The 11,912-nt window shown below is 71.0% G+C and carries 11 protein-coding genes; 8 read left to right on the top strand and 3 right to left on the bottom strand.

Annotation, left to right across the window (positions count from 1 at the left end):
* The first annotated feature begins 54 nt into the window (after positions 1–54).
* The 4 genes from SALPAC4_RS0101760 to leuS all read left to right on the top strand — a co-directional run bounded on the left by SALPAC4_RS0101760 (position 55) and on the right by leuS (position 4,165).
* Positions 55–441, top strand: coding sequence for a Na+/H+ antiporter subunit E (locus SALPAC4_RS0101760; protein ID WP_019868904.1), 387 nt, complete (start codon positions 55–57; stop codon positions 439–441).
* Positions 442–444: 3 nt separating this feature from the next.
* Positions 445–702: a monovalent cation/H+ antiporter complex subunit F gene (locus SALPAC4_RS0101755; protein WP_018730727.1), complete on the top strand. Its 258-nt coding sequence runs from the start codon at positions 445–447 to the stop codon at positions 700–702.
* Entirely contained in the window at positions 699–1,055 is a 357-nt protein-coding gene (gene mnhG, locus SALPAC4_RS0101750; RefSeq protein WP_019868903.1) for a monovalent cation/H(+) antiporter subunit G, read from the top strand. The genes SALPAC4_RS0101755 and mnhG overlap by 4 nt, the downstream gene beginning before the upstream one ends.
* Positions 1,056–1,300: 245 nt before the next feature.
* Positions 1,301–4,165, top strand: coding sequence for a leucine--tRNA ligase (leuS, locus tag SALPAC4_RS0101745; RefSeq protein WP_019868902.1), 2,865 nt, complete (start codon positions 1,301–1,303; stop codon positions 4,163–4,165).
* A 97-nt stretch (positions 4,166–4,262) separates the two neighbouring features.
* On the opposite strand, the gene SALPAC4_RS0101740 is transcribed toward leuS, so the two are convergent.
* The 3 genes from SALPAC4_RS0101740 to SALPAC4_RS0101730 are packed head-to-tail and all read right to left on the bottom strand — an operon-like array spanning position 4,263 to position 7,013.
* Positions 4,263–5,057: a TVP38/TMEM64 family protein gene (locus SALPAC4_RS0101740; protein WP_019868901.1), complete on the bottom strand. Its 795-nt coding sequence runs from the start codon at positions 5,055–5,057 to the stop codon at positions 4,263–4,265.
* A complete protein-coding gene (locus SALPAC4_RS0101735) occupies positions 5,054–5,776 on the bottom strand; it encodes a type 1 glutamine amidotransferase (RefSeq protein WP_019868900.1) in 723 nt (240 codons plus the stop codon). The genes SALPAC4_RS0101740 and SALPAC4_RS0101735 overlap by 4 nt, the downstream gene beginning before the upstream one ends.
* Positions 5,766–7,013, bottom strand: a complete 1,248-nt coding sequence (locus SALPAC4_RS0101730) for a Mur ligase family protein (protein WP_027644621.1) — start codon at positions 7,011–7,013, stop codon at positions 5,766–5,768. Before SALPAC4_RS0101730 ends, SALPAC4_RS0101735 begins: the two co-directional genes overlap by 11 nt.
* Positions 7,014–7,364: 351 nt before the next feature.
* Here SALPAC4_RS0101730 and mraZ point away from each other — a divergent pair, with 351 nt between their 5' ends.
* From mraZ to SALPAC4_RS0101705, 4 genes are all read left to right on the top strand, one after another.
* Positions 7,365–7,793 carry a division/cell wall cluster transcriptional repressor MraZ gene (mraZ, locus tag SALPAC4_RS0101720; RefSeq protein WP_019868897.1) on the top strand — a complete coding sequence of 143 codons (429 nt, stop codon included), beginning with the start codon at positions 7,365–7,367 and terminating at the stop codon, positions 7,791–7,793.
* A 204-nt stretch (positions 7,794–7,997) separates the two neighbouring features.
* Positions 7,998–9,104 carry a 16S rRNA (cytosine(1402)-N(4))-methyltransferase RsmH gene (gene rsmH, locus SALPAC4_RS0101715; protein ID WP_019868896.1) on the top strand — a complete coding sequence of 369 codons (1,107 nt, stop codon included), beginning with the start codon at positions 7,998–8,000 and terminating at the stop codon, positions 9,102–9,104.
* Positions 9,094–9,684 (top strand): hypothetical protein, encoded by a 591-nt coding sequence (locus tag SALPAC4_RS0101710; RefSeq protein WP_019868895.1) that lies wholly within the window; start codon positions 9,094–9,096, stop codon positions 9,682–9,684. Before rsmH ends, SALPAC4_RS0101710 begins: the two co-directional genes overlap by 11 nt.
* 2 nt (positions 9,685–9,686) lie before the next feature.
* Positions 9,687–11,834: a peptidoglycan D,D-transpeptidase FtsI family protein gene (locus SALPAC4_RS0101705; protein WP_027644623.1), complete on the top strand. Its 2,148-nt coding sequence runs from the start codon at positions 9,687–9,689 to the stop codon at positions 11,832–11,834.
* Positions 11,835–11,912 lie beyond the last annotated feature (78 nt).

Genomic DNA, 11,912 nt, shown 5'->3' with positions numbered 1-11,912 from the left:
CGGCGCGGTGTGGCGTTCGGGAAACGACCTGGGGTGGTGGGCGGTGCACGGACGATGAGTGGCGTGGTGCGGCGGGCCGCGGTACGGGGCGCGCGGGTCGCGGGGTTCCTGGTCTGGTTCGCGGGGCGGCTGGTGCAGGCGAACCTGGTGGTGGCCCGGGAGATCGTCACTCCGGGACTGGGGCTGCAGCCCGCGGTGGTTCGGGTCCCGCTGCGCGCCCGGACCGACACCGAGGTGGCCCTGCTCACGCTCTTCGTGACCCTGACCCCGGGCACCCTCGCGCTGGCGGTGCGGCGGGACCCACGGGTGATGTGGGTGCACGGCATGTATGCCGCGGACGCGACGGCGTTTCGCCGCGGCGTGGCGGAGCTGGAGGGACGGCTGTTGGCTGCCGTCCGACCGGTCGGCGGCGGCCGGATCGGTAGTGAGGGAGGTGGCTGACGGATGCTCCTGCTCGACGTGGTGCTGGTGGTGCTCGCCCTGTCGATGATCGTGGTGCTCGGCCGGCTGATCGTCGGTCCCACTGACGCCGACCGCGCCGCCGCGCTCGACCACGGCTTCTTCGTGTTCCTGGCGGCGGTGGCGGTGTTGGCGGTTCGGTTGGACGCGCCCGGACTGTTGGATCTGGTCCTCACCGGCACTCTGGTCAGCTTCTTGGCCACGGTCGCGTTGGCCCGCCTGGTGCATCGGCGGCGGCCATGATCCGGATGCTGGTCGCCTCCGCGTTGCTGGTCATCGGCGCCGGCCTGATCGGGATCAGCTCCCTCGGACTGATCCGACTGCCCGATGTCTACAACCGGATGAACGCCGTCGCGAAGTCCGGCAGCCTGGGCCTGATCTGCGTCCTGCTGGCCGTGCTTTTGTTGCTGCCCGGCCCGCGGACGGTGCTGGTGGGCCTGGTCGCCATCGGGCTGCAACTCGTCTCGGCGCCGGTCGGCGGGTATGCCCTGGCCCGGGCCGCCTACCGGGCGGGCAGCCCGTTGGGCGACAGCACGCGCTACGACGAACTCGGTGGGCGGGTCCCCGCGGCGCGCCGGCGGGCCGATCGGGGATAGCCAGCCCGGGTGGCCGCGGGCGCGCTCCCTTGATGCCGGCGGGGCGGGGTACACTCCGGGGCATGGCCGGAGTCTTCCTGCTTCTTACCGGGCCGTGCTGATGCGCTGAACGCGCGACAGCACGGCGGCCCCTCCTGTGCGAGGGGCTTTTTTGTGCCCGTCGCCGGCCCGGTCCCGCCGGCGGGTGGCGAGCACCGAACCGACACCGCACGAGACCATCCGCGCCGACTGAAGCGAGGAGAGCCATGACTGAGGCAGCCGCACCGGCCAGCGAGATTCCCCCCTTCCGCTACACGGCGGCCCTGGCCGACGAGATCGAGCGCCGTTGGCAGGACACCTGGGAACGCGAGGGCACCTTTCACGCCCCCAACCCGACCGGCCCGCTGGCCGACCCCGAGCATCCGCGGGCGGGAGCGGAGAAGCTGTACGTACTGGACATGTTCCCGTACCCGTCGGGTGCCGGGCTGCACGTCGGCCACCCGCTGGGGTACATCGGCACCGACTGCTTCGCCCGCTACCAGCGGATGGCCGGGCGGAACGTGCTGCACGCGATGGGCTTCGACGCCTTCGGGCTCCCCGCTGAGCAGTACGCGGTGCAGACCGGCACCCACCCGCGTACCACCACCGAGGCGAACATCGCCCGGTACAAGGCGCAGCTGCGCCGGCTGGGGCTGGCCCACGACGAGCGCCGCTCGGTGGCCACCATCGACACCGACTTCTACCGCTGGACCCAGTGGGTCTTCCTGCAGATCTACAACGCCTGGTATGACCGTCAGGCGAAGCGGGCCCGCCCGATCGCCGAGCTGATCGCCGAGTTCTCCGGCGGTTCCCGGCGCACCCCGGACGGGCGACCGTGGGGTGAGCTGACCGACGCCGAGCAGCGGGCCGTTGTTGACCAACACCGGTTGGCGTACGTCTCGCAGGCCCCGGTCAACTGGTGCCCGGGGCTGGGCACCGTGCTGGCCAACGAGGAGGTCACCGCCGACGGTCGCTCTGAGCGGGGGAACTTCCCCGTCTTCAAGCGGAACCTGAAGCAGTGGATGATGCGGATCACCGCGTACGGTGACCGGCTCCTGGACGACCTGGAGAAGCTGGACTGGCCCGAGCCGATCAAGCTGATGCAGCGGAACTGGATCGGCCGCTCGATCGGCGCGCACATCGAGTTCCCCGCCTTGGCCTCGGATCCGGACTCGGGGGGCGAGCAGCGGATCAGCGTCTTCACCACCCGGCCGGACACGATCTTCGGCGCCACCTACCTGGTGCTGGCACCCGAGCATGACCTGGTGGACGAACTGGTACCGACGGCCTGGCCGGCGGGGATTCCCCAGGCCTGGACCGGCGGGCAGGCCAGCCCACGGGCGGCGGTGGCCGGCTATCGCAAGGTGGCCGCGGCGAAGACCGACCTCGAGCGGCAGGCCGAGACGAAGGAGAAAACCGGCGTCTTCATCGGGGCGTACGCCACCAACCCGGTCACCGGGGCCCAGATTCCGATCTTCATCGCCGACTACGTGCTGGCCGGCTACGGCACCGGCGCGATCATGGCGGTGCCTGGTCAGGACGAGCGGGACTGGGCCTTCGCCGAGGTGTTCGACCTGCCCATCATCCGTACCGTCCAGCCGGCCGAGGGCTTTGCCGGTAAGGCGTACACCGGGGACGGTCCGGCCATCAACAGCGCCGTGCCCGAACGCGGCCTCGACCTGAACGGGCTGGGCGTCGTTGAGGCCAAGGCCCGGACCATCGCCTGGCTGGAGGCGGAGGGCCACGGCTCGGGCGCGGTGACCTACCGGCTGCGGGACTGGCTGTTCAGCCGGCAGCGGTACTGGGGTGAGCCGTTCCCGATCGTGTACGACGAGACCGGCGCTGCCATCGCCCTGCCGGAGGAACTGCTGCCGGTCGAACTGCCCGAGGTGGATGACTTCTCGCCGCGCACCTTCGATCCCGCGGATGCGGAGTCGAACCCGGAGACGCCACTGTCGCGACGGCGGGACTGGGTCGAGGTGGAGCTGGACCTGGGTGATGGTCCGAAGCGCTACACCCGGGAGACCAACGTGATGCCGCAGTGGGCCGGCTCCTGCTGGTACGAGCTGCGTTACCTGGACCCGACCAACGCCGACCGCTTCGTTGACCCGGAGACCGAGCGGTACTGGATGGGTCCGCGCGGCGAGGGCGACTGCGGGGGCACCGACCTGTACGTCGGCGGCGCCGAGCATGCCGTACTGCACCTGCTCTACGCCCGGTTCTGGCACAAGGTGCTGTACGACCTGGGGCACGTGTCGAGCTTCGAGCCGTTCCGCAAGCTGTTTAACCAGGGCTACATCCAGGCGTACGCGTACACCGACGCGCGTGGGGCGTACGTCCCGGCGGAGGAGGTGGTCGAGCGCTCCGGCGCTTACTACCTGGGCGATGTCCAGGTCAACCGCGAGTACGGCAAGATGGGCAAGTCCCTGCGGAACGTGGTGACACCGGACGAGATGTGTGCCGCCTACGGGGCGGACACGTTCCGGGTGTACGAGATGTCGATGGGCCCGCTGGAGGTCTCCCGTCCCTGGGAGACGCGGGCTGTGGTGGGTTCGTTCCGGTTCCTGCAGCGGGTCTGGCGGGCGATTGTGGACGAGCGCACCGGCGCGTCCCGGGTAGTGGACGCCCCGGCCGACGAGGCGACCCGTCGACTGCTGCACCGGATCGTGGACGGGGTCCGGGGCGACATGGACGCGATGCGCTTCAACACCACGATCGCGAAGCTGATCGAGCTGACCAACGCGGTTACTCGGCTGCCGGAGACGCCGCGGGAGTTGGCTGAACCGCTGGTGCTGATGCTGGCGCCGTTTGCTCCGCACGTCGCCGAGGAGCTGTGGCGTCGGCTGGGCCACGAGACCTCGCTGACCTACGCCGACTTCCCGGCCGCCGATCCGGCCCTGCTGGTGGCCGAGTCGGTGACGTACCCGGTGCAGGTCAACGGCAAGGTGCGGGGTCGGATCGAGGTGCCGGCCGACGCGGCGGAGGAGACCGTCCGGGCGGCGGCGCTGGAGGCGGTCGCCGCCTCGCTGGCCGGCAAGGAACCCCGCAAGGTCATTGTGGTCCGGGGCCGAATGGTCTCCGTCGTGGCCTGAGGTCCGCTCGTTCCCGCACTGCTGATCACGGAGTTGTGGTGCCGGTGGGTGCCGGTCCGGTGAGCGCCCGCCCCACCACAACTCCGGGTGCGCCTGGTCAGTACCGGCTACGAGTCCGTCCTGGGTTGGGTGCCGCCCTGGCCCGCTCGGCGCGCCACCAGCGGTGGATGAGCACGGCGCTGGCGATCAGGCCGAGCCCGGCCGGGGCCGCGGCGAACCAGTTGACCTCGCCGGGCGAGGCGACCGCGGCGCCGACGGCGGCGTATCCGAACGCGGTCGGCGCGGAGGCGACGACGCTGCCGACGAGGAACGGCAACACCCGCGCCCCGGTGGTGCCGTAGCCGTAGCTGACCAGGCCGAAGCCGGCGATCGGCAGCAGTCGTACGGTTACGACACCGAGCACGTTCTGCCGGGTGAACCAGCCGTCCAGCCGGGCTAGCCGACCGCGAATCCGGCCGGCGACGAACTCCCGACCGAGGAACCGACCCACCGTGAAACCGATGGCGGCTGCCAGTAGGGCCGCGCCGAGCGCGTACGCGGCCCCCTCCACCGCGCCGAAGAGGGCACCGGCGGCCAGGGTGATGAAGGTGCGGGGGACCAGCGCGACGAGCAGGAGCGCTCCGCCACCAATCGCGGTGACCGGGGCGTACCCGCCCAACTGGTCGGCCAGGTGGGGCAGGGCGGTCGGGTCCGGGCGGGGAACCACGAGCAGCGCCACCCCGAACCCGGCGAGCAGGAGCAGCAGTAGGCCGAACCGGCCGGCCGCCGGGTCCTGCCCCCGCCACCAGCGGTGCGGCAAAGAGGGGGGTCTCCGGTGGTCGGGGCGGTGGGGGGTGCCCGGATCGTGGTGGCCGCCGCGGGGGGTGGTGTCGCGGCGGCCGTTGTGGGTCATGGTCGGGCGGCGGCGGCCACTGCGGCGTGGCGTTCGGCGCGGAGCCGGTCCGACCAGGTGTCGTCCAGCGGGGGGAGCTGGTTGACGCCGACTGCCCAGCGCAGCAGCAGGTCGGCCAGGGCCGGGTTGCGAGCCAGGGCTGGTCCGTGCGAGTAGGTGCCGAGCAGCTTGCCCCGCCAGGCCCCTTCGGTCCGGGTGTCGTTACCGATCCCGGCGGTCACCTGAGCCAGCGGAGACACCTCTGGGCCGAGGTGGGTACGCCCACCGTGGTTCTCGAAACCGGACAGCGGCGGCAGACCCAGCCGGGGGTCGATGTTGCCGGCCAGTTCACCGATGGCGCGGGAGGGGCCCCGGTCGGAGGAGAGGTCCAACAGCTCCAGGCCGGCGTACCTGGTGCCCTTGGCGAAGAATGAGGAGCCGAGGATCTGGTAGCCGGCGCAGACGCCGAAGACCACCGAACCCTGCGCGACGGCGCGGTGCAGGCCCCCGTCGGCGATGAGCCGCTGCGCGCCGAGCGCCTGGGGGCCGTCTTCACCGCCGCCGACCAGGTAGATATCGGCGGTTGCGGGCAGCGGTTGGTCGGAGCGGACCTCCAGCACCTCGACCGGGTAGCCGCGTCGCTGGGCGCGGCTGGCCAGAATGAGTGCGTTGCCCCGGTCACCGTAGGTGGAGAGCAGATCCGGGTAGACCCAGACGATGCACAGGCTGTCAGAGAACACGGTCCAACTCCGCTCGGATGTCCTGGAACGCGGTGTAGTTCGCGATGACTTCCAGCCGGCCCGGTGGGACCGACTGGATCGCCTCGGTGAAGGTGCGTACGTGCTGGAACGGCACGTTGTTCACGTCGAGTCGGACGGCCAGGTCGAACGCTCGGTCGCCGGTGATGAGCACCTGCCGACCCCGCAGGGGGCTGAAGTCGACGTCAAAGAGCCAGGAGGTGTCCAGCCCGTCTGGGTCGCGGGCGTTGATGGAGAGCAGTGTCGGTGCCTCGTCGGCCATGTCGAACGCCTCCAGCCAGCTGGCCGGGTTCTTCGCCAGCAGCAGGCGGATCAGCCGTCCGGCTCGCTCGACCTGGGCGTACCGGCCGGCGATCGAGGTGACTGAGCCGAGCTGGAGTACGGCGTCAACCGGTCGTACGCCGAATTCCGCCGCGACGGCGAGGGCGGTGGCGGCGTTGCCGAGATTGACCGTGCCCGGGAGTTGGAGCTGGACCTTGTGCCAGGCGCCGGTCGGGTCGATCACACCGTCGTCCTCAACGGACCACTGCGGCTGCGGTCGGCGCAGCGGGCAGCCGGTGCACCACCACTGGTTGTCCTGTCGGGCGATGGTCGAGCCGCACTCGGGGCAGACCCAGGAGTCGTCGTGCCAACGTTGGCCCGCGCTGAACCAGACGACCTGGGGCGGGCTGATCCGCTGGTCGTGGTTGGCCGGTGGGCTGGCGGCCCAGACCACCATCGGGTCATCTGCGTTGGCGATGACCCGCAGCTCGGGGTGGCGGATCAGCGCCGCCCGCCAGAGCTGCGCCATCATGGCGACCTCCCGGGCCCGGTCCAGCTGGTCGCGGGAGAGGTTGAGGAGTGCCACCACGTGGGCGTCGGTGGCGTCTAGCACCTGCGCGAGGTAGTGCTCGTCCACCTCGAGTACCGCGTACGGGGTGCTGCCGGCCTTGGCGAGCGCCGAGGTGTGCCCGGTGGGCATGTTCGCGCCGAACGAGTTGGTGGCGACCTTGCCGAGCACGCCGACCGCCGCGGTGGCGAGTCGGGTGGTCGTGGTCTTGCCGTTCGTGCCGGAGACCAGGGCGATGGCGCGGCCCGCGGCGAGGTGCGCGAGGAGCTCCGGGTCGATTTTGAGGCCGATCCAACCACCGATGACCGAGCCGTCCCCGCGGCCCGCGGCCCGCGACAGGGCCGCGGCGGTCCGCGACACAGAGCTGGCCACCTTCGCCCGTAGGGGCATTCTCGCGTCCGTCACGCGAGCGAGGTTACTCCACCGGTGGGCTCTCCAGATCGCTGCTGGGGCGGAACGCTTCGGCTCGTTGTCCGGCGCGGCCGGGTGAATCGGGGCGGGGAGTGGGGCCGATCTATGTCGGACGGTGGGCGGTCGCTGGGGCGATGCCGCCCTCCACTCCGCTCCACCCGCTTTGACGTGCGGTTTTGGCGGGGCGGCAGCCGCGCCACGCGGGCGTTTCTGGTTGCGGGTGGAGGGAAGTGGAGTAGAGTGGGGCCCGATGGTGCGGCCGGGAGGGCCCACCGGCCCGGGGGTTAGCGGCGCCGCGAACGCCGCTTGAAGGGCGAGGGGGTTTGGGCCGTGTTCCTCGGCACCCACACTCCACGCCTGGATGACAAGGGTCGGCTGATCCTTCCGGCGAAGTTCCGGGATGAGCTGGCGGGGGGTGTCGTGATCACCAAAGGGCAAGAGCGTTGCCTCTATGTCTTCCCGACGCCGGAGTTCCAGCACATCGCGGACCAGTTACGCGCGCAGCCGATGACGCACAAGGCGGCCCGGGCCTACAGTCGGGTCTTCTTCGCCAGCGCGCACGACGAGGTCCCCGACAAGCAGGGTCGGGTGACCATCCCGGGTCACCTGCGGGAGTATGCCGCACTTGACCGGGATCTGGTGGTGATCGGTGCGCACACCCGGGTGGAGATCTGGGACCGGGCCGCCTGGGACAGCTACCTCGCCGAGAGCGAAGACGAATTCGCTGACATCGAGGAGGGGGTGCTGCCCGGTCTGTAGGCGCGACGGCGCCTGGCGTACCGCGAGATCTCCAGCCGCTTTGAGTTCCTGGCATCCCTTCCCCGGTGCCAGGCGCGCAATCCGATCGGGGGCCGTTGCCGGAAGGCGGGCGGGAGCGGATGGGGATCTGGTGGTACGACGGCGGGGGCACCGTCCAACGACAGGCACGGCACGACAGACGGGACGGGACCAGTGGGGGGCGACATGGGGGAGCTGCGCGGCGCGCATGTGCCGGTGCTGCTTGAGCGTTGTCTCGAGCTGTTGTCTCCCGCGCTGGACCGGACGGGTCAGACGGTCTACGTCGATGCCACGCTGGGGCTGGGCGGGCACGCCGAGGCGATCCTGACGGCACATCCGCGGACCATGCTGGTGGGGCTGGACCGGGATACCGAGGCGCTGGCGCACGCCCGCGTGCGACTGGCCCGCTTCGCTGACCGGGTCCACTTGGAGCACGCCGTCTACGACGAGTTGCCCGAGGTGCTCGATCGGCTCGGCCATCCGGTGGTGGACGGGATCCTCTTCGACCTCGGGGTCTCCTCGTTGCAGCTTGACGCGCCCGACCGCGGGTTCGCCTATGCGCAGGACGCCCCGCTGGACATGCGAATGGACCAGAGCCGGGGAGTGACCGCCGAAGAGGTGGTCAATTCCTACTCGCACCCGGAACTGGCCCGGGTGCTGCGGGTCTACGGCGAGGAGAAGTTCGCGCCGCGGATCGCTTCGGCGATCATTAGGGAGCGGGAACGGACCCCGATCACCTCGTCGGCGCGGCTGGCTGATTTGGTCCGGCAGGCGATCCCCGCGCCGGCCCGACGCACCGGTGGCCATCCGGCAAAGCGCACCTTTCAGGCGCTGCGGATTGAGGTGAACCGAGAGCTGGCGGCGCTGGAGACGGCGCTGCCGGCGGCGCTCGACCGGCTCACCATCGAGGGTCGGATGGTGGTCCTCTCCTACCACTCGTTGGAGGACCGGCTCACCAAGGTGGCGCTCGCGGACCGGGTCCGCAGCAAGGGTCCGATCGACCTTCCGGTCGAACTGCCCGGGACCGGCCCGACCTTCCGGCTCCTCAGCCGAGGGGCGGAGCTGCCGGGTGAGGCGGAGGTCGCGGTGAACCCACGGGCCGCCTCGGTGCGGCTGCGGGCCGCCGAACGGCTCGACCCGACCCTGCAGCAGCGCCAGCGTACCGACCGCGAACGGTACCGGCGGCGGGTCCGAGCGATGCACCAACCGGGGACGGGGTCGGCCGTGCGGCGGTCTGCCTCGGGGGATGACGGGACAGGGACGGATGATGAGGGGGAGGGACATGACGATTGACAAGCGCGACCGCCGGAACGGGGCCGGCGGCGGGCAGCGCACACCGCGGCCGGGGGGCCGGGTCGCGGCGGAGCGGGCCACGCGTACCGGCACCCAGACGCTGCCGGTGGGGCGGCCGGGGACGACCCGCGCGCGGGGCACGCGTGCGTTCCCGACCCAGGGCACCGCGGCGCTGCGCCCGAGCGCGCGGACTGTCAACACCCGGACGACTCGGCTGCGGGTGGCGCCACCGGCTCCGGTATCGGTGCCGCGGGCACCGTTCGCCGCGTTGATCGTCGTACTGGTGGTCGGCGGGGTGCTCGGCATCCTGTTGGTCAACACCAAAATCAACGAGAACGCGATTCGGCTGTCTCAACTCCAGAAGGAGCAGGCCACCCTCAACCTGGAGCAGCAGCAGCTGAACCAACAGATCACCGAGGCGAAGGCGCCGGGCAATCTACTCGAAGCCGCTCGCAAGCTTGGTCTTGTCGAGCTCGAACCGGGTTACATCCAGCTCCCCGACGGCGGCGCGGCCATTGATGTGCCGCAGCCGGGCGGTGGGCCCGCCTCGGGGGCCGGCCAGCCGGGTACCGGGGGGTAGCTGTGCCGCCGAGATCGGAGGAGCCGCGCCGGGACGCCAAGGGGTCTCGGCGCGGCCCGTCCCGCACCGATAGTTCCGCTGATCCCCGCCCGGCAGAGTCGGGTGGTGGCATCTCTGGTGCCCGGGCCTACACCCCCCGCGGTCGCAGCATCGGCGAGCAGCGGCTGGGGGATGCCCGCGGAGGTCGCGCCGAGCCGCGTCGGACACCGCGCGGAGACCGCGGTCGCTCCGGTGACCCGTTCCGTCCGGCACTCCAGGTACTCAGCGGTGGGCGGGCCAGCGCTGCCCGGCGGGCAAACCCGCCACGTCGCACCTCCGTGGTGCGCACCGTGCCCCGGCGTTCACCGGCGGAGGAGCCGCCACCGCGGCGACGCCCGCCGCGCTCAACCTCAGCCCGGCCGACCCGACGCCGCCGGCTGAGGCCACCCCGACTGGCCGACCCCGGCCGTCGGCTGCGGCTCGGCACCGCGCTGGCGCTGACCCTGTTCACCGTCATCGGTATTCGACTCGTCGTGCTGCAGGTCGTAGAGAACCCGGATTACGCCGGTGCCGGAATCGAGGACCGGCTGAGGAACGTCATCCTGCCGGCGCCTCGTGGCTCGATCTACGACCGGGACGGCGAGGTGCTGGCGCACAGTGTCGAGGCTCGGTATGTCTTCGCCGACCCGAGTCAGATCGACGACCCGGTCACCACCGCGCAGGCGCTCTCCGAGCCGCTCGGCATCCCGGCGGCGGAACTCGCCGAGAAGATGCGGAAGCGCAAGCAGCCCAACGGCTACGAACTGGAGTTCGTGTACCTCAAACGGGGGGTGGACATTGACGTGGCCGAGCAGATCGAGGACCTTGAGCTGAAGGGTGTCGACACCCGACGTGATGAGGGACGGGAGGTCCCCGGCGGGGGCCTGGCCGCCAACCTGATCGGCTTCACCAGCGACGACATGGTCGGCCTGGAAGGGCTCGAGGCCGGCTACGACAAGGTGCTCGCCGGCAAGGACGGTAAAGAACGCTACGAGGCGGGGTGGGGCGCGCAGATCCCCGGGGGCTTCAGCGAGACGACCGAGGCGAAGCCGGGCAGCTCGCTCTGCCTCACCCTCGACCGGGACCTGCAGTACATGGTCCAGGCCAAGCTGGCCGAGGCGATGGAAGCGGTCAACGGCTCGACCGCCACCGCGGTCGTCCTGGAGGTGGGCACCAGCGAGGTGCTGGCCCAGGCCTCCTACCCCACCTACGACGTCGCGAACTGGCGCGACAGCGACCCGGCCGACCGGGACGACGTGGCGACCGGGTTCGTGGTCGAACCGGGGTCGGTGCACAAGGCGATCACGTTCGGCGCCGCTCTCCAGGAAGGCGTCATCACCCCGGACACCACGCTGCCCGTCCCCAACACCGTCCGCCTCGGCGACACCACGTTCAAGGACACCACCAAGGCGGACGGTCGACGGATGAGCCTGGCGGGGATGATGGCGTACTCGTCCAATGTCGGCACCATCGCCATCGCCGACCAGCTCGGTCCGGACCGGCTCATCGACTATCAGAAGCGCTTCGGGCTCGGTGAGCCGACCGGTGTCGGGTTGCTCGGCGAGGCGAGTGGCGGGCTGCTCCCCGCCGACCAGTGGAGCGACTCGTCGCACGGCTCCGTACCGATCGGGCACAGCGTGGACGCCACTGCGATCCAGATGGCTGCCGCGTACGCCACCATCGCCAACGACGGCACGTACGTCGCGCCGCGGCTGGTGAAGGAGATCATCCGGCCGCAGGGAGAGCGGATAACGCCGGAGGCGCCGACGACCCGGGAGGTGCTGACCCCGGAGACCGCCGCCGAGCTGCGTACCATCCTGGAGGCGGTGACCACCGTTGACGGCGCGACCGGTCAGGCCGCGGCGATCTCTGGATACCGGGTGGCCGGGAAGAGCGGCACGGGCTTGCGGTGGGTTGACGGGCAGAAGCAGCCCGGGGTGGCGTCGTTCATCGGGATGGCCCCGGCGGAGAAGCCCCGTTACGTGATCGCTGTCTTCGCCCAGACCCCGGGTGGCGGGGGCGGCGACATCGCCGCGCCGGTGTTCGCCGACATGATGCGGTTTACCCTGCAGCACTATCGGGTGCCGCAGTCGCCGTCCCCACCGCCTAACTTTGTCGTCTTTCCCCGCTGACCAGCGTAGACGGGACATCATCGGTGCGTGTCGACGAACCGCCGGGGCGGCTGTGTGGCCGGAACCGGACGACCGGGT

Source organism: Salinispora oceanensis (genome assembly GCF_000383575.1).
Taxonomy (GTDB): domain Bacteria; phylum Actinomycetota; class Actinomycetes; order Mycobacteriales; family Micromonosporaceae; genus Micromonospora; species Micromonospora oceanensis.
The sequence above is the reverse complement of the archived record's forward strand: the minus strand, read 5'-3'. Positions and strand labels throughout refer to the sequence as shown.

Bases quoted from the DNA above. Each gene is read 5' to 3' on its own strand.
- SALPAC4_RS0101755 (WP_018730727.1), top strand. From the start codon at position 445: ATGCTCCTGCTCGACGTGGTGCTGGTGGTGCTCGCCCTGTCGATGATC.
- leuS (WP_019868902.1), top strand. From the start codon at position 1,301: ATGACTGAGGCAGCCGCACCGGCCAGCGAGATTCCCCCCTTCCGCTAC.
- SALPAC4_RS0101760 (WP_019868904.1), top strand. From the start codon at position 55: ATGAGTGGCGTGGTGCGGCGGGCCGCGGTACGGGGCGCGCGGGTCGCG.
- SALPAC4_RS0101740 (WP_019868901.1), bottom strand. From the start codon at position 5,057: ATGACCCACAACGGCCGCCGCGACACCACCCCCCGCGGCGGCCACCAC.
- SALPAC4_RS0101710 (WP_019868895.1), top strand. From the start codon at position 9,094: ATGACGATTGACAAGCGCGACCGCCGGAACGGGGCCGGCGGCGGGCAG.
- rsmH (WP_019868896.1), top strand. From the start codon at position 7,998: ATGGGGGAGCTGCGCGGCGCGCATGTGCCGGTGCTGCTTGAGCGTTGT.
- SALPAC4_RS0101730 (WP_027644621.1), bottom strand. From the start codon at position 7,013: ATGCCCCTACGGGCGAAGGTGGCCAGCTCTGTGTCGCGGACCGCCGCG.
- mnhG (WP_019868903.1), top strand. From the start codon at position 699: ATGATCCGGATGCTGGTCGCCTCCGCGTTGCTGGTCATCGGCGCCGGC.